General features: G+C 69.6%; 21 protein-coding genes. 15 read left to right on the forward strand and 6 right to left on the reverse strand.

Annotation, left to right across the window (positions count from 1 at the left end):
• Positions 1–666 carry a TetR/AcrR family transcriptional regulator gene (locus AWC24_RS20705; protein ID WP_085088869.1) on the forward strand — a complete coding sequence of 222 codons (666 nt, stop codon included), beginning with the start codon at positions 1–3 and terminating at the stop codon, positions 664–666.
• 1 nt (position 667) lies between these two features.
• On the opposite strand, the gene AWC24_RS20710 is transcribed toward AWC24_RS20705, so the two are convergent.
• Entirely contained in the window at positions 668–1,354 is a 687-nt protein-coding gene (locus tag AWC24_RS20710; protein ID WP_407663450.1) for an HNH endonuclease family protein, read from the reverse strand.
• 136 nt (positions 1,355–1,490) lie between these two features.
• On the opposite strand from AWC24_RS20710, the gene AWC24_RS20715 reads away from it, so the two are divergent.
• Together AWC24_RS20715 and ctaD are read left to right on the forward strand one after the other, a co-directional pair.
• Positions 1,491–2,393, forward strand: a complete 903-nt coding sequence (locus AWC24_RS20715; protein WP_085088873.1) for a pseudouridine-5'-phosphate glycosidase — start codon at positions 1,491–1,493, stop codon at positions 2,391–2,393.
• 134 nt (positions 2,394–2,527) lie between these two features.
• The gene (gene ctaD / locus AWC24_RS20720; RefSeq protein WP_085088875.1) at positions 2,528–4,249 is read left to right on the forward strand and encodes an aa3-type cytochrome oxidase subunit I; all 1,722 of its coding nucleotides are present in this window, start codon (positions 2,528–2,530) and stop codon (positions 4,247–4,249) included.
• 32 nt (positions 4,250–4,281) lie between these two features.
• Here the strand turns inward: ctaD and AWC24_RS20725 are convergent, their stop codons facing one another.
• Positions 4,282–5,013 (reverse strand): helix-turn-helix transcriptional regulator, encoded by a 732-nt coding sequence (locus tag AWC24_RS20725; RefSeq protein ID WP_085088877.1) that lies wholly within the window; start codon positions 5,011–5,013, stop codon positions 4,282–4,284.
• Between the two features lie 131 nt (positions 5,014–5,144).
• Here AWC24_RS20725 and AWC24_RS20730 point away from each other — a divergent pair, with 131 nt between their 5' ends.
• Both AWC24_RS20730 and AWC24_RS20735 read left to right on the forward strand, forming a co-directional pair.
• Complete coding sequence (locus AWC24_RS20730; protein WP_085088879.1) at positions 5,145–6,557, forward strand: acyl-CoA synthetase; 1,413 nt, start codon at positions 5,145–5,147, stop codon at positions 6,555–6,557.
• 41 nt (positions 6,558–6,598) lie between these two features.
• On the forward strand, positions 6,599–6,886 hold the full coding sequence (locus AWC24_RS20735; RefSeq protein WP_085088881.1) for a hypothetical protein: 288 nt from the start codon (positions 6,599–6,601) through the stop codon (positions 6,884–6,886).
• A 15-nt stretch (positions 6,887–6,901) separates the two neighbouring features.
• Here the strand turns inward: AWC24_RS20735 and AWC24_RS20740 are convergent, their stop codons facing one another.
• Entirely contained in the window at positions 6,902–7,600 is a 699-nt protein-coding gene (locus AWC24_RS20740; RefSeq protein WP_085088883.1) for a TetR/AcrR family transcriptional regulator, read from the reverse strand.
• 119 nt (positions 7,601–7,719) lie between these two features.
• Between AWC24_RS20740 and AWC24_RS20745 the strand changes: the two genes are divergently transcribed.
• Together AWC24_RS20745 and AWC24_RS20750 are read left to right on the forward strand one after the other, a co-directional pair.
• A complete protein-coding gene (locus tag AWC24_RS20745) occupies positions 7,720–8,145 on the forward strand; it encodes an MmpS family transport accessory protein (protein ID WP_085088885.1) in 426 nt (141 codons plus the stop codon).
• The gene (locus tag AWC24_RS20750) at positions 8,142–11,048 is read left to right on the forward strand and encodes an MMPL/RND family transporter (protein ID WP_085088887.1); all 2,907 of its coding nucleotides are present in this window, start codon (positions 8,142–8,144) and stop codon (positions 11,046–11,048) included. Before AWC24_RS20745 ends, AWC24_RS20750 begins: the two co-directional genes overlap by 4 nt.
• 10 nt (positions 11,049–11,058) lie before the next feature.
• Here the strand turns inward: AWC24_RS20750 and dapD are convergent, their stop codons facing one another.
• Positions 11,059–12,021 (reverse strand): 2,3,4,5-tetrahydropyridine-2,6-dicarboxylate N-succinyltransferase, encoded by a 963-nt coding sequence (dapD, locus tag AWC24_RS20755; RefSeq protein ID WP_109560595.1) that lies wholly within the window; start codon positions 12,019–12,021, stop codon positions 11,059–11,061.
• 26 nt (positions 12,022–12,047) lie between these two features.
• Here dapD and dapE point away from each other — a divergent pair, with 26 nt between their 5' ends.
• Positions 12,048–13,124, forward strand: a complete 1,077-nt coding sequence (dapE, locus tag AWC24_RS20760) for a succinyl-diaminopimelate desuccinylase (protein WP_085088891.1) — start codon at positions 12,048–12,050, stop codon at positions 13,122–13,124.
• Here dapE and AWC24_RS20765 read toward each other — a convergent pair.
• Entirely contained in the window at positions 13,114–15,177 is a 2,064-nt protein-coding gene (locus AWC24_RS20765; protein ID WP_085088892.1) for an AAA family ATPase, read from the reverse strand. The genes dapE and AWC24_RS20765 overlap by 11 nt on opposite strands.
• Before the next feature lie 47 nt (positions 15,178–15,224).
• On the opposite strand from AWC24_RS20765, the gene log reads away from it, so the two are divergent.
• The 7 genes from log to AWC24_RS20800 all read left to right on the forward strand — a co-directional run bounded on the left by log (position 15,225) and on the right by AWC24_RS20800 (position 20,751).
• Positions 15,225–15,788: a cytokinin riboside 5'-monophosphate phosphoribohydrolase gene (gene log, locus AWC24_RS20770; RefSeq protein WP_085088894.1), complete on the forward strand. Its 564-nt coding sequence runs from the start codon at positions 15,225–15,227 to the stop codon at positions 15,786–15,788.
• A gap of 41 nt (positions 15,789–15,829) precedes the next feature.
• The gene (gene fadD6 / locus AWC24_RS20775; protein ID WP_085088896.1) at positions 15,830–17,611 is read left to right on the forward strand and encodes a long-chain-acyl-CoA synthetase FadD6; all 1,782 of its coding nucleotides are present in this window, start codon (positions 15,830–15,832) and stop codon (positions 17,609–17,611) included.
• A 118-nt stretch (positions 17,612–17,729) separates the two neighbouring features.
• Entirely contained in the window at positions 17,730–18,554 is an 825-nt protein-coding gene (gene folP / locus AWC24_RS20780; protein WP_234807464.1) for a dihydropteroate synthase, read from the forward strand.
• Positions 18,551–19,498: a glucosyl-3-phosphoglycerate synthase gene (locus AWC24_RS20785; RefSeq protein WP_085088900.1), complete on the forward strand. Its 948-nt coding sequence runs from the start codon at positions 18,551–18,553 to the stop codon at positions 19,496–19,498. The genes folP and AWC24_RS20785 overlap by 4 nt, the downstream gene beginning before the upstream one ends.
• Positions 19,499–19,535: 37 nt before the next feature.
• A complete protein-coding gene (locus tag AWC24_RS20790) occupies positions 19,536–19,847 on the forward strand; it encodes a DivIVA domain-containing protein (protein WP_085088902.1) in 312 nt (103 codons plus the stop codon).
• Positions 19,844–20,416 (forward strand): DNA-3-methyladenine glycosylase I, encoded by a 573-nt coding sequence (locus AWC24_RS20795; RefSeq protein WP_085088903.1) that lies wholly within the window; start codon positions 19,844–19,846, stop codon positions 20,414–20,416. The genes AWC24_RS20790 and AWC24_RS20795 overlap by 4 nt, the downstream gene beginning before the upstream one ends.
• 167 nt (positions 20,417–20,583) lie before the next feature.
• Entirely contained in the window at positions 20,584–20,751 is a 168-nt protein-coding gene (locus AWC24_RS20800; RefSeq protein ID WP_003885506.1) for a DUF3117 domain-containing protein, read from the forward strand.
• A 24-nt stretch (positions 20,752–20,775) separates the two neighbouring features.
• Here the strand turns inward: AWC24_RS20800 and glgA are convergent, their stop codons facing one another.
• Positions 20,776–21,942, reverse strand: a complete 1,167-nt coding sequence (glgA, locus tag AWC24_RS20805; protein WP_085088905.1) for a glycogen synthase — start codon at positions 21,940–21,942, stop codon at positions 20,776–20,778.
• Positions 21,943–21,967: the final 25 nt, after the last annotated feature.

Consider the following 21,967-nt stretch of genomic DNA (forward strand, 5'->3'; position numbering starts at 1 on the left):
ATGACGGGCAAGAAAACGGTGCCGGCAGGCCGCAGATATCAGGGCCGGACGTCGCAGGAGCGCACGAGCCAGCGCCGTGCCGCAATCATCGACGCCGGCCTGGAGGTGTTCGGCACGCTGGGCTACGCGGGCAGTTCGGTGAAGAAGATCTGCGAGTTCGCCGGGCTGACCGAGCGGTATTTCTACGAGTCGTTCACCGACCGCGAGAGTGGACTTGCCGAGGTGTACGACCAACTCGTTCGCCAGATCCGCGCGGCGACGGTGGCGGCCGTCGAATCCGCCGACGCCGACGTCGACGACCGGGCGCAGGCCGGTCTGCGCGCATTCATCGGCTACCTCACCGATGACCCGAGGCGAGCGCGGATCGTGTTGATCGAAGTGGTCGGCGTCTCACCGGCCATGGAGCAGCGGCGACACGGCGTGTTAGCCGAATTCGCCGACCTCGTCGCCGGCGTCTGGGCGGCTTCGCGCCCCGAACCGTTGACCGAACGTGAGCAGCTGACCGCCGTGGCGCTGGTCGGCGCCGTCAACCACCTCCTGGTCGACTGGCTGATGACCGGCCGGCGACAGGCTCCCGACGAACTCACCGACATCTGCGCCACCTTGTTCACCGCGGCGCGGGAACGGTTGGACAGCGGGCGGCAATCCGAGGCCGCACGCCGCTGAGTCAAGGCTGCGCGGCCAGCGGTTCCCCGGCGGGCGCGCCGCACTCGCCGGTCAGGATGCGGGCGATCGCATCATGTTCGGCCTGCGTCACCCACAGGCCGTAGCCGGACTTCACCTCCACGATGCGCGAGACGTACTCACAGCGGTAGGACTTGTTGGGCGGCAACCACGTTGCGGCGTCACCGTCACCTTTCTGATAGTTGATCGGACCGCTGGTGGCCTGCAGGTTCAGCGGATCGTTGGCGAAGTTGCGGCGGGTCGGCTCGTCCAACTGCTGAGCGCCCTTCTGCCAGGCGTCCGACAACGCCACGACGTGGTCGATCTGCACCGCCCGGGAGGTGCCCCGGCCGCGCTGAAAGGGGATCGCCGTACCGGTGTAGGGATCGTGGAGCACCCCGGAGAGCACCACGCAATCGTTCGTTCCCGGCTTGATCTCGATGTCGACCAGATCGCGGCGCAGGATGTCGTTGCGGGTGTCGCAGCCGTTGTGCCCGCCGGGCACCGTGACGTCATCGCTCCAGGCCTGCCCGAACAGGGCGCGGTCATAGCCGGTCCGGGGCGCGCGGCCCTTGATCGGCAGGCTCTCGAGCATGGCCAGAGCGGCCGGCCCGTCGGCCGCGCCGGCCGCAACCGGGTCGGCCGGCGCGGGAGTCGCCGGCGCGACGATCACCAGGGCCGCCGCAACCACGGCGTAGCCCGGCCACCTGCGTCGCTGGTCGGCCACGGCACCTCCGGAGTCTTGATGGGCTGGCGCGGACGTTATCAGGCTGCCCCGACACGATCGGATGGCGCGAAGCGGTTGCCGATCACCATAAGGTGAGACGGTGCGCGTCCATCCCGAAGTCGCCGATGCGCTGGCCGCAGGCCGTGCCGTGGTGGCGCTGGAGAGCACGATCATCACCCACGGATTGCCCCGCCCGGACAACCTGCGCGTCGCCCGAGAGATCGAGACGGCGGTGCGCTCGACGGGAGCGGTACCGGCCACCATCGCGATCATCGGCGGCCAGCCGCACATCGGTCTGGACGGCGAAGCGCTGCACCACCTGGCCACCGCGGGAACGGCGGTCAAGGTCAGCGTCCGCGACCTGGCGATGCTGGCCGCCACCGGCGGCCACGGCGCGACCACGGTCGCCTCGACCGCGCACCTTGCCGCGGCGGCGGGCATCGCGGTGTTCGCCACCGGCGGGCTGGGCGGCGTACACCGTGGGGCGCGCGAGAACTTCGACGAGTCCGCGGATTTGACGACGCTGTCGCGCACACCGGTGCTGGTGGTGTGTTCGGGCGTCAAGTCGATCCTGGACATCGGTGCGACGCTGGAGCGCCTGGAGACACTCGGGGTGGGCGTGATCGGGTACCGCACCGCCCGGTTCCCCGCCTTCTACCTGGCCGACTCCGGTTTCCCGATCGACTGGCAGGTGCACACCGCGGCGCAGGCCGCCGCGGTGTTGCGTGCCCGCGCCGGGGTGCACACCGAGGGCTACGGGCTGATTCTGGCCAATCCGGTCGACGCCGACGCCGAACTGGATCGCGCGCTGCACGACCGGGTGCTCGCCGACGGGTTGGCCGCCGCGGCGGCAGCCGGGATTCGCGGCAAAGAGGTCACCCCCTTCCTGCTCGACCACTTCCACCGCGGCACCCGCGGCGCGTCGGTCGCGACCAATGTCGCGCTGGTGCTGGCCAATGCCCGGCTGGCCGGGGAGGTCGCCGTCGCCTACGCGGCGGGGTGAGCGGCGACACATCGCGCGGATTTCCCGTACCATAGGTCGTTATATCCGCTGGTCTGGCCGGCACTCGCTGCCGACGGGGCTACGACTTCGGCGGGAGGCGTGCTGATGGCAGACGTGGTCAGCCGGGGTGCCGCGTGAGCCTGACGAGCATCCCCGGCAAGCAACTGTTACCGCGGCGCCCGTATCCGCCCCGAGGCGGCCCGCGAGGGGCCTTGCTCTACCGGGTCATCGCCACCACCGACCACAAGCTCATCGGCATCTTGTACATGGTGACCACGTTCAGCTTCTTTCTGATCGCCGGCCTGATGGCCCTGCTGATGCGCACCGAGCTGGCCGCGCCCGGCCTGCAGTTCCTGTCCAACGAGCAGTACAACCAGTTGTTCACCATGCACGGCACCATCATGTTGCTGCTGTATGCCACCCCGATCGTGTTCGGCTTCGCCAACCTGGTGCTGCCGCTGCAGATCGGGGCGCCGGACGTGGCCTTCCCGCGGCTCAACGCCTTCAGTTACTGGCTGTATCTGTTCGGCGGGCTGATCGTCGTCGCCGGCTTCCTGACGCCGGGCGGCGCCGCGGATTTCGGGTGGACGGCCTACTCGCCGCTGAGCGGGGCGATCCACGCCCCCGGAGCGGGAGCCGACCTGTGGATCATGGGGCTGGTGCTCTCCGGGCTGGGCACGATCCTGGGCGCGGTCAACATGATCACCACGGTGATCTGCATGCGCGCTCCCGGCATGACGATGTTCCGGATGCCGATCTTCACCTGGAATGTGCTGATCACCTCGATTCTGGTGCTGATCGTCTTCCCGATGCTGACCGCGGCCCTGCTCGGACTGGCGGTCGATCGTCACCTGGGCGGCAACGTCTTTGATGCGGCGAACGGCGGAGCGTTGCTGTGGCAGCACCTGTTCTGGTATTTCGGTCACCCCGAGGTGTACATCGTCGCGTTGCCGTTCTTCGGCATCGTCACCGAGATCTTCCCGGTGTTCGCCCGCAAGCCGCTGTTCGGCTACAGCCAGATGGTGTACGCGACGATGAGCATCGCCGGCCTGTCGACGGCGGTGTGGGCGCACCACATGTTCGCCACCGGCGCGGTGCTGTTGCCGTTCTTCGCGTTCATGAGCTTCCTGATCGCGGTGCCGACCGGTATCAAGTTCTTCAACTGGATCGGCACGATGTGGCGGGGCCAGTTGACGTTCGAGACGCCGATGCTGTTCTCGCTCGGGTTCGCGGTGACGTTTCTGGCGGGCGGGCTGACCGGGGTGATGCTGGCCAGTCCGCCGCTGGATTTCCACGTCCACGACAGCTATTTCGTGGTGGCGCACTTCCACTACGTGCTGTTCGGCACCATCGTGTTCTCGACGTTCGCCGGGATCTACTTCTGGTTCCCGAAGATGACCGGCCGGTTGCTCGACGAGCGGCTGGGCCGGCTGCATTTCTGGCTGACGTTCATCGGTTTCCACACCGCGTTTTTGGTGCAGCACTGGCTGGGCAACATGGGGATGCCGCGCCGCTACGCCGACTACCTGGGCACCGACGGGTTCCAGCCGTTCAACATCGTCTCCACCGCCGGGGCCTTCATCCTGGCCGCCTCGGTTCTGCCGTTCTTGTGGAACGTGTTTCGCAGCTGGCGCTACGGCGAGGTGGTGACCGTCGATGACCCGTGGGGTTACGGCAACTCGCTGGAATGGGCGACCAGTTGCCCGCCGCCGCGGCACAACTTCACCGAACTGCCCCGGATCCGTTCGGAGCGGCCGGCGTTCGAACTGCACTATCCGCACATGGTGCCCCGGCTCCGCGACGAGCTCCACATCGGGCGCCGGGAGATCGCTGAGCCGCTCGCGTCACGCGACTGATCGTGGGCGAGGTCAGCCGCTGCGGCGACCGGTCAGGGACCGATGACCCGGGCGATGCACAACTCCGGCTCGACGAACGGATCCAACTCGGCGTGCAGTGCGGCCTTTTCGTCGTCGGCATCGGTGTTGAGCAGTCCGCGCAGCAGACCCAGGTGCATGGCGCAGCTGACCTCCGGATGGGAGCGTGCCAGGTCGCGGACCGGGCAGGCGTGCAGCCGGATCGCACACTCGCGGCGGCCGTCGTCGACGTCGGCCGGCGCGGTGATCTCCGGGCCGAACCCCATTCGTTCGAAGGCCTCGGCGATCCGGCCGGTGCGGTCAGCGAGGGCCGGTGCCGTCGTGCCCGACTCGGCGGCGTCAGCGGCCTCGCCGGAGCCGTCCTGGGCCATGATCCGGTCGGCCCAGCGCCGGCCGGCCCGTTCGGCGCGCTCCCGGCGCTCGGCGGCGGTGTCGCCGAGTTCCATCGCGAGGATCTCGGCGAGGCCCCGGTAATCCAACCGGTCGCGCACCGCGACGTAGCCGGTGCGGGGGCGACCGACGCCGTCCCGCTTGATCCGGGTGCGCGCGACCGAGCCGTCCTCACACAGTGCGTCGAGGTGGAACCGCACGGTGGTGACGTGCAAGTCCATCTGGGTGGCTATCTCGGAGGCATCCACGGCGCCGGTTGCGCAGCTGACCAACCGCAGCACCCGTTCCCGCTGCTGGTTACGCGGCAACCGGCGGCCGCGTTCGGCGCCGCGCCGCTGGTCGGACTGGTCGTGCATCGGTGTGCCTCTCGTGAAGCCGTCTCCACAAATTTAATGGAACAAACTCGTTGATACCACTTACGGCGGTGGCCGGTTGTCCGGCTGAGCGGCCACGGCCGGCCGGGCCGGTAACCGGTAACGTCCCCCTGGTGCTGCTGACCTCGCTGGATACCCATGCCGACGATATTGCCGATGCGGTACGCATCGATGACACCACGCTCAGCCGGGCCGACCTGAGGGCCGCGGCGGCGGCGGCGCTCGAAGACCTCGGCGGCGCGGGGCGGGTCGCGGTGCTGGCCACCCCGACGGTGTCGACCGTGCTGGCCGTCGCCGGTTGCCTGCTCGCCGGGTTGCCGGTGGTCCCGGTCCCCGCCGACGTCGGCGTCGCCGAACGCGCCCACATCCTGCGTGACTCGAACGCGCAGGCCTGGCTGGGGGAGCGGCCCGACGAACTCGCCGGCCTGCCGCATGTGCCGGTGCGGCGTGGCGTCGGTGCGTCGAGCCTCCCCGAACCGCCGGGCGAAGACGACGCCGCGCTGGTCATCTACACCTCCGGCACCACCGGCCCGCCCAAGGGTGTGCAGCTGAGCCGGCGGGCGCTGGCCGCCGACCTGGACGCGCTGGCCCAGGCCTGGCAGTGGAGTCCCGAGGACGTCTTGGTCCACGGCCTGCCGATGTATCACGTTCACGGCCTGGTGTTGGGACTGCTGGGATCGCTGCGGGTCGGCAACCGCTTCGTGCACACCGGCAAGCCGACGCCGCAGGCCTACGCGCGGGCCTGCACCGAACTGGGCGGCACGCTGTATTTCGGGGTGCCCACGGTGTGGTCGCGGGTGGTGGCCGACGCCGGTGCCGCCGAAGCGCTGCGGCCGGCCCGGCTGCTGGTCTCGGGCAGTGCGGCGCTGCCGGTCCCGGTGTTCGACGCGCTCGTCGCCCGGACCGGCCACCAGCCCATCGAGCGCTACGGCAGCACCGAATCGCTGATCACGGTGAGCACCCGCGTCGACGGTGAACGCAGACCCGGATGGGTGGGCCTGCCGCTGCACGGCGTGCAGACCCGGCTCATCGGGGAGGACGGCGACCCGGTCCCGCACGACGGAGCGACCATCGGGCGGCTGGCGGTGCGCGGACCGACACTGTTCGACGGCTACCTCAACCTGCCCGAGGCGACCGCGGCGGCCTTCGACGCCGACGGCTGGTACCGCACCGGGGACGTCGCGGTCATCGACGCCGACGGGATGCACCGGATCGTCGGCCGCGAATCGGTGGACCTGATCAAGACCGGCGGGTTCCGGGTCGGCGCCGGTGAGATCGAGACCGCCCTGCTCGGGCATCCCGCGGTGGCCGAGGTGGCCGTCGTCGGACTGCCCGACGACGACCTGGGCCAGCGCATCGTCGCGTTCGTTGTCGCCGCCCCGAACGACACGGCGACATCCGACGAGCTGATCGACTACGTGGGCCGACAGTTGTCGGCTCACAAACGCCCGCGCGAGGTGCGGATGGTGGATGCGCTGCCGCGCAACGCAATGGGAAAGGTACTCAAGAAGGCATTGCTGCCGTAGGCTCGCGCTTGCGCGAACCGGAAACCAGAAGGGTGGGCCCCGTGAAAACTTGGACTCTTGCCGCCGGCGCACTCCTCGCCGGCGCGACGCTGCTGCTCGGTGGCTGCTCGGAGGTCAGCAAGGTCATCAACAAGGGCGGCGACACCACCTGCCAGGAGTTCAACAGCCACGACGACGAGAAGCAGCGCTCGGAAGTCTCCAAGATGCTCAAGGACAAGAACGGCAACGAGCCGTCCAACATGGAGCTGTCCGCGACGCGGGTGGCGGTCAGCGCCTACTGCAAGACGATCGGTAAGGACAGCGACAAGATCAGCAGCGCGATGCTGTAACCGCCGGCTGAACGCTCAATCGCCGTCGGGATGGGTGCTGAGGCGGTCAGCGCCGGGGCCCGCCGGTTCCCAGGTCCGCATCGCGGCGTCGACGGCGTCGTCGTCCATCGCGGCCACCGGTAGCGGCAATTGGTCGGTGCGGTAACGCATCCCGTCGAGGAGGAGGGCCACATAGCGGCGCCACAGGTCTGCGTCGACGTGGCCGGCGAACTCGCTGACCGTGCCGGCCAGCAGCCCGAATATGGGCATGTCGGTATCGGACAGTTCGGGACGCAGGCGGCCGTCGGCCCGTGCGCGCTCGACGAGCCGTTTCAGGATCGGAACAAGTCGCTCCTGGGCGGCGGTCACCCGATCGGCCCCGTAGCTCTTGCTGAAGGCGATCTCCCGCAATCCGCGGTCGGTCGCGGTGATCTGACACATCTGCTCGACGTACCACACGAACCCCTGCCATGGGTCTGGTTGGCGCAGAGCTGATTCCGCCAGGTCGGCCAGCTGGTGGAGGCCGTCGGCGAAGATCGCCTCGAATAGCTCCTCCTTGCTGCCGAACCTGCGGTACACGGTGCCTACTCCCACGCCCGCGTGGTGCGCGACGTCATTGAGATTGGGTTCGAGGCCCTTGCGGGCAAACAGATCTCGGGCGGCCTCCAAGACCCGCTTGCGATTGCGCTCGGCGTCCTTGCGCAGCGGGCGGCCCGTTGTGTTACTCGCGCTCACATCGGCCGAGTGTAATGCGCGCAACAAAAAACCGGATTGACTTCATCCACTTATGTAGTTAGCTTGGCTACTCGGAGAGCCGCAGGACTGCCCCCGGGCCGACATCGGGAAAGGTGACGATGACAAGGCTGCTAGGCCGGGTGTGGTTGCCCGTCTTGATCGTGACCGCCGCGGCGGCGGGTGTCGTCGCCGTCGCCCAGCTGCGAACGGTGTTCGGTGCGCATCCCGTCGTGGTGACCGACATCTCCTCGGATAACGCCGAGGACTTCAACCCGAAGTTCGTCACCTATGAAGTCTTCGGCTCGGGCAGCAGCGCCGTCATCAATTACATGGATCTCGAAGGCAAGCCGCAGCGCGTGGCGAGCGCGGCGCTGCCCTGGACGCTGACGCTGGAGACCACCTTGCCCTCGGTCATGCCCAACATCCTGGCCCAGAGCGACGGCGACAGCATCAGCTGCCGGGTCACCGTCGACGACGAGATCAAACAGGAACGGACCGCTACCGGAGTGAATGCCGAGACCTTCTGCTTCGTGAAGGCAGCATGACCGCGCCGACGGACGACACGCCGCCCGAGGCCGTCGCGCAGGCTCGCCACGCCGAGCGTCCGCTGCTTCCCCGGCTCATCCGGCGGTTCGCTGTGCCGATCATCCTGGCGTGGATCGCCCTCATCGCCGTCCTGAATATCGTTGTGCCGCAGCTGGAGGAAGTCGGCAAGCTGCGCGCGGTGTCGATGAGCCCCAACGACGCGCCGTCGATGATCGCCACCAAGCGGGTAGGCAAGGTGTTCGAAGAGTACGACACCAGCAGCTCGGTGATGGTGGTGCTCGAAGGCGACGAGCCCCTGGGCGCGCAGGCGCACGACTTCTACGATCGGATGGTGCGCGACCTGCGCGCCGACACCGCCCACGTGCAGCATGTGCAAGACTTCTGGGGCGACACGCTGACTGCCAAGGGCGCCCAGAGCGCCGACGGCAAGGCCGCCTACGTTCAGGTCTACATCGCCGGTGATCAGGGTGAGACGCTGGCGAACGAGTCGGTGGATGCGGTGCGCCACATCGCATCCCAGGGCCCCGCCCCCGACGGGGTGAAGGCCTACGTCACCGGGCCGGCGGCCACCAGCACCGACCAGAACCACGTCGGCGATGAGAGTATGAAACTCATCGAACGGCTCACCTTCGCCGTGATCACGGTGATGCTGTTGACCGTCTACCGATCCGTCATCACCACACTGATCGTGCTCGCCATGGTCGTACTCGAGCTGTCAGGTGCCCGGGGGGCGGTGGCATTCCTGGGTTACCACAACCTGTTCGGCCTGACGACCTTCGCCACCAACCTGCTGGTGACCTTGGCGATCGCCGCCTCCACCGATTACGCGATCTTCCTGATCGGCCGATACCAGGAGGCGCGCAAGGCCGGTGAGGACCGAGAATCCGCGTACTACACCATGTTCGGCGGCACGGCGCACGTGGTGCTGGCCTCAGGGCTGACCATCGCCGGGGCGACGCTGTGTCTGCACTTCACCCGACTGCCGTACTTCCAGACGATGGGTATCCCGCTGGCGATCGGGATGGTGATCGTGGTGGCGGCAGCCCTGACGCTGGGACCCGCGGTGATCTCGGTGTGCAGCCGCTTCGGCCGGGTGCTGGAGCCCAAGCGCATCAGCGCGGCCCGCGGATGGCACCGGGTCGGCACCTCGACCGTCCGCTGGCCGGGGGCGATCCTGGTGGTCGCCGTCGCGGCGTCGCTGATCGGCCTACTGGCCCTGCCGGGTTACCACACGAGCTACAACGACCGCATCTACCTGCCCGACGACGTCGCGGCGAACGTGGGCTACGCGGCGGCGACCCGGCACTTCTCCGAAGCGAAGATGAACCCGGACCTGATGATGATCGAAACCGACCGGGATCTGCGCAACCCGGCAGACTTTCTGGTGATCGACAAGATCGCCAAGGCCCTCAAGAATGTGCACGGTATCGCCCAGGTGCAGACCATCACCCGCCCCGACGGTGACCCGATCAAACACTCGACGATCCCCTACACCATCGGCCAGAGCGGTACCGCCGCGCTGATGAACAACGACTACATGCAGACCAACCTGGAGAACCTGCTCAGTCAGGCCGACGACCTGCAGGCCAGCATCGACTCGATGACCGAGATGATGAGGATCCAGACGGATCTGGCCGCGGTGTCGCAACGGATGGCAGACAAGATGGCGAAGACCTCCGACGACATCTCCGACATGCGGGACCACATGGCCGATTTCGACGATTTCTTCCGGGTGTTCCGTAACTACTTCTACTGGGAGCCGCACTGCTTCGACATCCCCATCTGCTGGGCGCTGCGATCGGTCTTCGACAGCCTGGACGGCATCGACACCATGTCCGGCGACTTCGACGACCTGGTTCCCGACATGCAACGCATGGCCGAGCTGATGCCGCAGATGGTCGCCGTGATGCCGGCGCAGATCCAGTCGATGAAAAACCAGAAGCAGACGCTGCTCAACCAGTACCAGGTGCAGAAGGCCCAGCAGGACCAGAACATGGCCATGCAGGAGAATTCCACGGCGATGGGCGAGGCGTTCGACGCCGCCAAGAACGACGACTCGTTCTACCTGCCGCCGGAGGCCTTCGAGACCGCCGACTTCAAGCGGGGCATCAAACTGTTCATGTCACCCGATGGACATGCGGTGCGGTTCACCATCATTCACCAAGGTGATCCGTTGACCCCCGAGGGAACATCGCGCATCGACCCGCTCAAGGTCGCGGCGGCCGATGCCATCAAGGGAACGCCGCTCGAAGGCGCCCGGATCTACCTCGGCGGCAGTGCGGCGATGTTCCACGACATGCAGCAGGGCGCCAACTTCGACCTGCTGATCGTCGGGGCGGCCGCACTCGTGCTGATCTTCATCATCATGCTGGTCCTCACCCGCGCCGTGGTCGCCGCAACGGTGATCGTCGGCACGGTGGTGCTCAGTCTCGGCTCGGCGTTCGGTCTGTCGGTGGTGCTCTGGCAACACCTCGTCGGCATCCCGCTGCACTGGATGGTGCTGCCGATGTCGGTCATCATCCTGCTCGCCGTCGGAGCCGACTACAACCTGCTGCTGGTCGCGCGCATCCGGGAGGAGATCCACGCCGGTCTGCACACCGGGCTCATCCGCGCCATGGTCGGCACCGGCGCCGTGGTCACCGCGGCGGGTCTGGTGTTCGCCTTCACCATGGCCTCCATGGCCGTGAGCGCATTGATCGTGATCGGCCAGGTCGGCACGACCATCGGACTGGGCCTGCTGTTCGACACCTTGATCGTCCGGTCCCTGATGACACCGTCGATAGCCACCCTGCTCGGACGCTGGTTCTGGTGGCCGCAGCTCGTGCGCCCGCGCCCGCGTCCGCAGCCCTGGCCGCAACCGAGTACCGCGGAGCCCGTGGCCGAGGGGGCGGCACGGGTCTGATCGCCGCCCTTCAGTTGGCGTGCAGGTCCTCGTTGAGCGCGATGCCCTGACCGTCGCGGGCGACGACCTCGACCGCCCCGGTTGACGAATTGCGCCGGAACAACAGGTTGTTGCCGCCGGCCAGCTCGCGGGCCTTGACCGTGGTGCCGTCGGGCATGGCGACCTTGGTGCCGGCGGTGACATAGAGGCCGGCCTCGATCACACAGTCGTCACCCAGCGGGATGCCCAGGCCGGAGTTCGCGCCCAGCAGGCAGCGCTGGCCGATCGAAATCACCTGGGTGCCACCGCCGGACAGGGTTCCCATGATCGACGCACCGCCGCCGACGTCGGAGCCGTCGCCGACCACCACGCCCGCCGAGATACGGCCCTCCACCATCGAGGTGCCCAGCGTGCCGGCGTTGAAGTTGACGAACCCCTCGTGCATCACCGTGGTGCCCGACGCCAGGTGCGCGCCCAGGCGTACCCGGTCGGCGTCGGCGATGCGCACCCCGGACGGCAGCACGTAGTCGACCATCCGCGGGAACTTGTCCACGCCGTAGACGGCGACCGGACCGCGGCGGCGCAGCCGGGCTCGCACCGACTCGAAACCCTCGACCGAGCAGGGACCGTGATTGGTCCACACCACGTTGGTCAGCACACCGAACAACCCGTCGGCGTTGAGTCCGTGTGGCGCCACCAGCCGGTGCGACAGCAGATGCAGCCGCAGGTAGGCGTCGTAGGCGTCGACGGCCTTGTCCGCCAGTGAACCGATCACGGTGCGCACCGCCACCGTCTCGGTGCCGCGGTCCTCGTCGGCGCCGACCAGCTCAAAGAGGTGAGCCAGATCGGCGGGCACGTCGGCAGCCGCCAAGCGAGTGGTGCCCGGGTCACCCGAGCCGTCCAACTCCGGTGCGGGAAACCAGGTGTCGAGAACCGATCCGTCTGCGGCCAGCGTCGCGACGCCGACGCCCGAAGCTCCAGTCACGCCGGTCAGGCTACCCGGCCCGCTACGCTGGGGCCGTGCTGGACCTGCACTCCGACCCGATTGCGCTGACCGCGGCGCTGGTCGACATCCCCAGTGAATCGCGGCACGAGGCACGCATCGCCGACGAGGTGGAGGCCGCGCTGCGGGCCCAAACCTCGGGCTTCGAGATCATCCGCGACGGCGCCGCGGTGCTGGCCCGCACCCGGCTGGGCCGGCCGACCCGGGTGCTGCTGGCCGGCCACCTGGACACCGTCCCGGCGGCCGGCAATCTGCCCAGCCGCCGCACCACCGGGGCCGAAGGCGACGTGCTGCACGGCTGCGGCACCGTCGACATGAAATCCGGCGACGCTGTCTTCCTGCACCTGGCGGCCACCATCGCCGAACCGGCTCACGATTTGACCTGCGTCTTCTATGACTGCGAGGAGATCGACGCGGCCGCCAACGGGTTGAACCGCATCGAACGCAACCTGCCGGACTGGCTGGTGGCCGACCTCGCCATCCTCGGTGAGCCCACCGGCGGCTTCATCGAGGCCGGCTGTCAGGGCACCTTGCGGGTCGTCATAACCGCCGGCGGCACCCGGGCGCATTCGGCGCGGTCCTGGCTGGGCGACAACGCCATCCACAAACTGGGGGCGGTGCTCGACCGGCTCGCCGCCTACCGGCCGCGCAGCGTCGACATCGACGGCTGCGTCTACCGCGAGGGGCTCTCGGCGGTGCGTATCGACGGCGGGGTGGCCGGCAACGTGATCCCCGACGCCGCCAGTGTCACGGTGAACTTCCGCTTCGCGCCGGACCGCTCGCCCGAGCAGGCGCTGACCCATGTCCGGGAGGTGTTCGACGGGCTCGACATCGCGATCGAACAGACCGACGTCGCCGCCGGCGCCCTGCCCGGGCTCACCGCCCCCGCGGCGGCCGCCTTGGTGGCCGCGGCCGACGGGCAGGTGCGGGCCAAGTACGGCTGGACCGACGTCTCGCGGTTCGCCGCCCGCGGCGTTCCCGCGGTCAACTACGGGCCCGGCGACCCCAACCTGGCCCACTGCGTCGACGAGCGGGTCCCGGTCGCCCAGATCAGCGCGGTAACCGATCTGCTGCGGCGGTTCCTCACGGGTTAGCCCGGGCCGCGGCCAGCGCGGTCCGGCCGAACGCGCAGTCGACCTCGTCGCACAGCCGGGCCAGCGGGTCGAAGGCCCGGGCATCACCGAGCTGGACCGCCACCTGCCAGGCCTGCAGCGCCACCGCGAACTGTCCGCTGCGCTCGGCCATCCGGGCGGCGTCACGGGCAGCGGTGACCGCGCCGTGTCGGTCGCGCATCCCGGCCCGCTGCCAGGCGCGCGCCATGCCCAACTCCGGGGCGAACAGCGCCGACTTGGTTCCATGCCGGGACTCCGCGCGGCTCAACGCTTTCGCCGCTCCGGCGATGTCGGACTGCCGCGCCAGGGCGGTGGCCAGCAGGGTCAGCGACAGCGGACCCCACGAATACCCGGTCCGCTCCAGGGTCGCCGCGGCCGGTGCCAGCAGCTCGGCCGCGGCGTCGAATTCGCCTGCCGCGATCAGCACCTGCGCCACCAGCACCTCGCCGATCGCCCGTCCGGGCTGGGCCAGCTCGGCGAAATCGGTGAACTGCCGGGCGGTTTCGTGTGCCTCGGTGAGCCGGCCCGTCATCAGCAGCACGGTGATCTCGGCCAGCCCGATGGTGAACCGCAGCAGGCCGGGATGTTCGGCGTCGGTTGCGCGGCGCGCCGGCGGCCCGACGTCGTCGAACCGGCCGGCCCGCGCCGCGCACAGTGCCGCGGCGCTGCCCGCCCAGGCCACCGCCATGTCGTCGGCGGCCGGATCGGCCAGCACCGCGGCTGCGGCCTCGGCGGCGCGGCCCAGGTTGCCGGCGTTCATCGCGAAGGTTGCACCGAGTGCGTCCAACGTGATGCGCGGGCCCGCCCCGGTAACCCGTCCGCGGGTGGCGGCCAAGAACGCGGTGGCGCGTTCGGGCTCGCCCAGCATGAAGAACTGGTTGGCGGCCCGCGGCAGCGCCCAGGCCATCAACTCCGGTTCGGTCAACCCGGCCGGGTCGACCGCGGACAGCACCGCGTCGGCGTCTCGCCCGCGGCCCTGCCAGCCCAACGCGTGAGCCAGCGCCAGCCGGGCCGGTAGGGCCCCGGACCGGTCGAGGGCACTGCGGGCCAGCCGCTCACCCAGCTCCAGATCCCCCAGTCGCAGCGCCTGCTGCGCGGCGCCCAGCAGCTCCGCGACGGGCTGCGGCGCGTCACTGTCGGCGGCCAGCGCCGCCAGCCGCAACTGTTCGCCGACGTGCTCGCACGGCCGGTCCGACAGCACTGCGATCGCCTCGGTGCGCAACCGGCGGGCGGCTTCGCCCTCCGGGCCGCCCAGTGCATCGCGGGCCCGCTCGCCGAACAGCGGGTGGGCGGTGTAGACCACCGGGTCCGGGCCGTGACCGCCGCGGCTGCGGATCTCGACCGCGCCGAGTTCTTCGGCCTGGCCGACGGCGTCGGCGCCGGTGAGCCGGATCAGATCGGCCAGCGGCAGCGGCTCGATGACCGCCAGGTAGTCCAGCACCGCGCGCGCGGCGGCCGGTAACCCGGCCACGAAGGCTTCGATATCAGCGACGTCGTGGCCGGCTTGGGTCGCCCCGTCCGGTGCCGCGATGTCGATGCGGGCCAGCAACTCGTCGCCCCACAGCGCGGCGACGGGCGGGGCGGCAACCGGCGCCGCGTCGGCGCACCCGGTGATGATCATGCGGGCCGCGCCGGTCAGCGCCAGCTGGTAGACCAGCGTCGCCGAGAGGATGTCGAGCTGATGTGCGTCGTCGACCACCAGCAGCAGCTCGCCGCCGTCCCGATCCTCCTCGGCTAGCGATTCGCGTGCCGCCCGCAGCAGCGCGGCGGGCTTGCCGATGTCGGAGACCCGGATCAGATGGGTCAGGGCGCCGAACGGCACCGTGCGCTCGGCGGGGGTGCCGATCACCCAGCGGACGCGGGTCGCCGGGTGCCGGCGGGCGCGGTCCTCGGCGGCGAGCCGGGCCAGGGTGGACTTGCCGCAGCCGTCGGGGCCGAGCACGACCGCACCCGCGCGGACCCCGTCTGCGTCGAGCGCTTCGGTGAGCCGGTGCAGGGCGGCCGCATGCTCGGGGACGTTCCACCGGATCGGCATCGCGGAGATTTTACGGTCTGAGCTACCCGCCGGATAGCCTTTCGGGTGTGCAGGGCAGCGAATGGGCGGTGTGCGTCTACTGTGCGTCCGGCCCGACCGACCCGGCGCTGCTGGCTCTGGCCGCCAAGGTCGGCGCAGCGATCGCGCAACGGGGCTGGACGCTGGTGTGGGGCGGCGGCAACATCTCGGCGATGGGCGCACTGGCGGTGGCCGTCCGCCAGCACGGTGGCCGGACCGTCGGGGTGATCCCCAAGGCGTTGCTGCACCGCGAGGTGGCCGACGTCGAATCCGACGAGCTGATCGTCACCGACACCATGCGCGAGCGCAAACAGGTCATGGACGAACGCGCGGACGCGTTCCTGACCCTGCCCGGCGGGATCGGCACGCTCGAGGAACTGTTCGAGACGTGGACCGGCCGGTATCTGGGACTGCACGACAAACCGGTCGTGCTGCTCGATCCCGACGGCCACTACGCGGGGCTGTGGGCCTGGATGGCGGGGCTGCTCGACGCCGGATTCGTGTCGCAGCGCGCGATGGACCGACTGCTGGTGGTCGACGAACTCGAGACGGCACTGGACGCCTGCGCACCCGGTACTGCCGGTACCGATTAAGCTGGGCTGTCTTCAGCACCTGCCGACCCCGAGGGGATAGCGTGTCCGATCACAATTCCGGGGCCCGCATCGGGCTGACCGACATCGCGACTCGGCTGCCGGTGCTCGTCGCCGACATGCCGGCGATGCTGCGCGGGATGCGGACCGGCCTGCTGGCCCGACCCACTTCCACGGCGTCGATCGGCAAGGTCTTCCAGGACCGCGCCGCCAAGCACGCCGACCGCGTCTTCATCCGGTTCGGTGAGCAGCAGCTGACCTACCGGGAGGCCAACGCGACCGTCAACCGCTTTGCCGCGGTATTGGCCGCTCGCGGCGTCGGCCACGGCGACGTCGTCGGAGTGATGCTGCGCAACTCGCCCAATGCGGTGCTGATGATGCTGGCCGTCGTCAAATGCGGCGCGGTCGCCGGGATGGTCAACTACCACCAGCGCGGTGACGTGCTGGCCCACAGCCTGGGCCTGCTGGAGGCCAAATTGCTGGTCGCCGAGTCGGATCTGGTCAGCGCCGTGCACGACAGCGGCGCGACCGCCGAGCCGGTCACCATCGAGGAGTTCGAGCGGCTGGCGGCCGGCGCACCCGCCGACAACCCGGCGTCGGTCGAGGCGGTGCTGGCCAAGGACACCGCGTTCTACATCTTCACCTCCGGCACCACCGGCTATCCCAAGGCCAGTGTGATGACCCATTACCGGTGGCTGCGGGCGCTGGCCACCTTCGGCGGAATCGGGCTGCGGTTGCGCGGCAGCGACACGCTGTACTGCTGCCTGCCGCTGTACCACAACAACGCGCTGACGGTCGCGGTGTCCGCGGTGCTCAACTCCGGCGCGACACTGGCGCTGGGCAAATCGTTCTCCGCCTCGCGCTTCTGGGACGAGGTCATCGCCGCCGACGCCACCGCGTTCGTCTACATCGGCGAAGTCTGCCGGTATCTGCTCAACCAGCCGGCCAAGCCGACCGACCGGGCGCACAAGGTGCGGGTGATCGCCGGCAACGGGTTGCGGCCGGAGATCTGGGACGAGTTCACCGACCGGTTCGCCATCAAGCGGGTCTGCGAGTTCTACGCCGCCAGCGAGAGCAACAGTGCGTTCCTCAACGTGTTCAACGTGCCGCGCAGCACCGGGTTGTACCCGCTGCCGCTGGCCTACGTGGAGTACGACCACGACACCGGGCAACCGGTGCGCGGCGAGGACGGCTGGGTGCGCCGGGTGCCGTCGGGGCAACCCGGGCTGCTGCTGAGCCCGGTGAACAGGCTTTCGCCGTTCGACGGCTACACCGACCCGGAGGCCAACGAGAAGAAGCTGGTGCGCAACGCCTTCCGGGACGGGGACTGCTGGTTCAACACCGGTGACCTGATGCGCCCGCAGGGCATGGGCCACGCCGCGTTCGTCGACCGGCTCGGCGACACCTTCCGGTGGAAGGGCGAGAACGTCGCCACCACCCAGGTCGAGGCCGCGTTGTCCGCCGACGAATCGGTCGAGGACTGCGCCGTCTACGGCGTCGAGGTGCCCGACACCGGTGGCCGGGCCGGGATGGCCGCGGTCAAACTGCGCGACGGTGCGTCGTTCGACGGGGCCGGGCTGGCGGGCACCGTCTACGACCGGCTGCCGTCGTATGCGGTTCCGTTGTTCGTGCGGCTGGTGGAAACGATGGCGCACACCACCACGTTCAAGAGCCGCAAGGTGGAGTTGCGGGAGCAGGGCTACGGCGCCGGTGACGCCGGCATCGACGACCCGCTGTACGTGCTGGCCGGTCGCGACGAGGGTTATGTGCCCTACTACGCCGAGTATCCCGGGGAAGTGGCCGCCGGGAAGCGACCGCGGGGCTGAGGCCGGTTTCGGCGGGTCAGGGTCGACCATCGCGTCGCCGCATCAGACCACCAGGCAACATAGAACCGTGCAGTCCACCCTCTGCGGTCGCCCGGTGGCGGCCGATCGCGCGCTGATCATGGCGATCATCAACCGCACCCCGGACTCCTTCTACGACGCCGGCGCCACCTTCGACGACGAGGCGGCCAAGGCGGCGGTGCATCAGGCGGTGGCCGAGGGGGCGGACGTCATCGACATCGGCGGGGTCAAGGCCGGGCCGGGGCAGACCGTCGACGCCGACGCCGAGACCGCCCGGGTGGTTCCCTTCATCGACTGGCTGCGCGGCGCCTACCCCGACCAGCTGATCAGTGTCGACACCTGGCGCTCGGAGGTGGCCAAACGCGCCTGCGCGGCCGGCGCCGACCTGATCAACGACACCTGGGGTGGTGTCGACCCGCAGCTGCCGGCCGTCGCCGCGGAGTTCGGTGTCGGCCTGGTCTGCTCGCACACCGGCGGCGCGGCGCCGCGGACCCGCCCGTTCCGGGTGCGCTACGGCACAGGCGTGGACGGCGTGGTGGACGCGGTGATCGGCGAGGTCAGCGCGGCCGCCCAGCGGGCGGTGGCGGCCGGGGTGCCACGCGAGAAGGTGCTGATCGACCCCACCCATGATTTCGGCAAGAACACCTTCCACGGGCTAGCGTTGTTGCGACACACGGAGAGGCTGGTCGCTACCGGATGGCCGGTACTGATGGCGCTCTCCAACAAAGACTTCATCGGGGAGACTCTCGGTGTGGGTCTGACCGAACGACTGGAGGGAACGCTGGCGGCCACCGCACTGGCGGCGGCCGCCGGAGCCCGGATGTTCCGGGTGCACGAGGTCGGGCCGACCCGGCGCGTCCTGGAGATGGTGGCATCCATCCAGGGCGTGCGGGCGCCGACCCGCACAGTAAGGGGACTTGCATGACCGACCTGGTCGCGGGGCTGGGTGACACCCGGCTGGCCGGGCGCACCTGGAACCGTCCGGACTGGACGGTCGCCGAGCTGGTGGCGGCCAAGGCCGAGACCGGGCGCACCGTCTCGGTGGTGCTGCCCGCGCTGAACGAGCAGGCCACCATCGAATCGGTCATCGACAGCATCACCCCGCTGCTCGACAACCTGGTCGACGAACTGATCGTGCTCGACTCCGGCTCCACCGACGACACCGAGATCCGGTCCATCGCCGCGGGGGCCCGCGTCGTCAGCCGCGAACAGGCCGTCCCCGAGGTGCCCCCGCAGCCCGGCAAGGGCGAAGCGCTGTGGCGCTCGCTGGCCGCGACCAGCGGCGACATCGTGGTGTTCGTGGACTCCGACCTCATCGACCCCGACCCGATGTTCGTGCCCAACCTGGTCGGCCCACTGCTCACCGGCGACAACGTCCACCTGGTCAAGGGCTTCTACCGGCGGCCGCTGAAGGTCAACGGCACCGAGGACGCCACCGGTGGCGGCCGGGTCACCGAGTTGGTCGCCCGGCCACTGCTGACCGCGCTGCGGCCCGACCTGGGCGCCGTGCTGCAGCCGCTGGGCGGTGAGTACGCGGGCAGTCGCGAGCTGCTGGCGTCGGTGCCGTTCGCGCCCGGCTACGGCGTGGAGATCGGCCTGTTGATCGACACCTATGACCGGTTGGGCCTGGATGCGATCGCCCAGGTCAACCTGGGGGTGCGGGCGCACCGCAACCGCCCGCTGGCCGAGCTGGCCGTGATGAGCCGGCAAGTCGTGGCCACCCTGCTGTCGCGGTGCGGCGTCCCCGACTCCGGTGTCGGGCTCACCCAGTTCTTCGCCGCCGGTCCCGACGGTACCGACTACCTGCCGCGCACCACGCCGCTGTCGCTGGTGGACCGGCCGCCGATGAACACGTTGCGCCAGCGCTGAACACACGCGTGCGGTCGAATGAGGCACTATCGATCCCGTGACACTGGTGTTGCTGTATCTCGTGGTGCTCGTCCTGATCGCGCTGCTGCTGTTCGGGGTGGCCAGCGTGCTGTTCGGCCGGGGTGAGCAGCTGCCGCCGCTGCCCCGGGCGACGACGGCGACCATGCTGCCGGCCTCCGGGGTCACCGGCGCCGACGTCGAGGCGGTGAAGTTCTCCCAGGTGCTGCGCGGCTACCACACCGGCGAGGTCGACTGGGTGCTGGAGCGCCTCGGCGCAGAACTCGACCAACTGCGCGGGCAGCTCGCCGCGGCACAGGCGCTCGCCGCGGACCCGTCGGGGCAGAATTGACCGGCCCCACCGACGACGGCCTGGTGCGGTGTGCCTGGTCCGATGGTTCGGCGCTGTACCGCGACTACCACGACCGGGAGTGGGGGCGTCCGGTGCGTGAGACGACGGCACTGTTCGAGCGGATCAGCCTGGAGGCCTTCCAGAGCGGGCTGTCGTGGCTGGTGATTCTGCGCAAGCGGGAGAACTTCCGGCGCGCGTTCGCCGACTTCGATGTCGAGACCGTCGCGCGCTACACCGACGCCGACGTGGCCCGGCTGATGACCGATGCCGGCATCGTGCGCAACCGGGCCAAGATCGAGGCGACGATCGCCAATGCGCGGGCCACCATCGCCCTGGGATCCACCGATTTGGCGGAGCTGTTGTGGTCATTCGCCCCGCCGGCGCGCCCCCGGCCCGCCGAGCTGTCGGAAATTCCGGCCGTCACGCCGGAATCCACGGCGATGGCGCGCGAATTGAAGCGGCGCGGGTTCCGATTCGTTGGACCGACGACCGCCTACGCGTTGATGCAGGCCACCGGCATGGTCGACGACCACCTGCGGTCTTGTTGGGTACCGACGGTAACCGTCTAGATCCATTAAAATGCACTCCTGGAATCGGGTCTTGTGCACGCGGCGTCGCCGATAGGGAAGAATGGCGTGGTGAAACTGCAGTTCGATGCCGGATGCTGCGATCGCGGTGCACAGCCGGCGCAGATCAAGGGCACGGCCGGTGGGCTGGTACCTGGAGGGAGCACTCGATGGCGGCGATGAAGCCCCGGACCGGTGACGGTCCACTGGAAGCGACCAAAGAGGGGCGCGGCATCGTCATGCGGGTACCGCTTGAGGGTGGTGGACGACTGGTCGTCGAACTGACTCCGGACGAGGCCGCCGCACTGGGCGACGAACTCAAAGCCGTCACGAGCTGACGGGCGGTCCGTCCCGACGGACTGTCAGCCGGCGCCCAATTGCCGATACACGGCGTGGGTCTGCTCGGCGACGCGCTGCCAGGAGAAGACCTCCTCGCAGCGGAGCCTGCCGGCCTCGCCGTATCGCCGTGCGGTTCCCGGGTCGTCGATCAGCGCGTTGACCGCCGCGGCCAGGCCGTTGCAGTAACCGTCCGGGTCGGCGGGGTGATAGGGCACCAGCGACCCGGTGACGCCGTCGGCGACCACCTCGGGTATGCCGCCGACGTCGGAGGCCACCACGGCGGTGCCGCAGGCCATCGCCTCAAGGTTGACGATGCCCAACGGCTCGTAGACCGAAGGGCAGACGAACACGTTTGCTGCCGAGAGCAATTCGCGGATCTGCCGGGCCGGCAGGGTCTCCTGGATCCAGAACACCCCGCTGCGGGTAGCGGCCAGATCCGCGACGGCCGCGCTCACCTCGGCGGCGATCTCCGGGGTGTCGGGTGCGCCGGCGCACAACACCAACTGCGCCTCCGGACGGAACCGGTGCGCGGCGGCCACCAGATGGGCCACCCCCTTCTGCCGGGTGATCCGCCCGACGAACGCCACCATGGGCCGGTCGGGGTCCACGCCGAGTTCGGCCAGCATCGACGACTCCGTCGCGGCCGGCTGCGGGCACCACACCCCGGTGTCGATGCCGCTGTGGATGACATGGACACGGTCGGGCCGCAGGTCCGGGTAGACCCGCAGCAGGTCGTCGCGCATGGCCGAGCTGACCGCAATCACCGCGTCGGCCGCGGTCGTGGCCACCTGCTCCGCCCAGGACGACACCCGGTAGCCGCCGCCCAGTTGCTCGGCCTTCCAGGGCCGCAGTGGCTCCAGCGAATGCGCGGTGAGCACGTGGGGGATGTCGTAGAGCAGTGCCGCCAGCCGGCCGGCCAAAGCGGTGTACCAGGTGTGCGAGTGCGCGATATCAGCCGTGCCGACGGCGTCGGCCATCGTCAGGTCGGCCGAGAGGGTGCCCAGCGCCGGATTCGCGTCCCGCAGCGCCGGATCCGGCTGATGCGCCGTGGCGCCCGGCCGGGGCGCACCCATGCAGTGCACGTCGACGCGGCACAGCCGGCGCAACGCCTCCACCAGGTTCGTCACGTGCACGCCCGCGCCGCCGTAGATGTCCGGGGGGTATTCCCGGGTCAGCATCGCCACCCGCATAACCCGCACCGTAGCGGTCGGCGGC

The organism is Mycolicibacter senuensis, assembly GCF_002101885.1.
In the GTDB taxonomy this organism is placed as follows: Bacteria; Actinomycetota; Actinomycetes; order Mycobacteriales; family Mycobacteriaceae; genus Mycobacterium; species Mycobacterium senuense.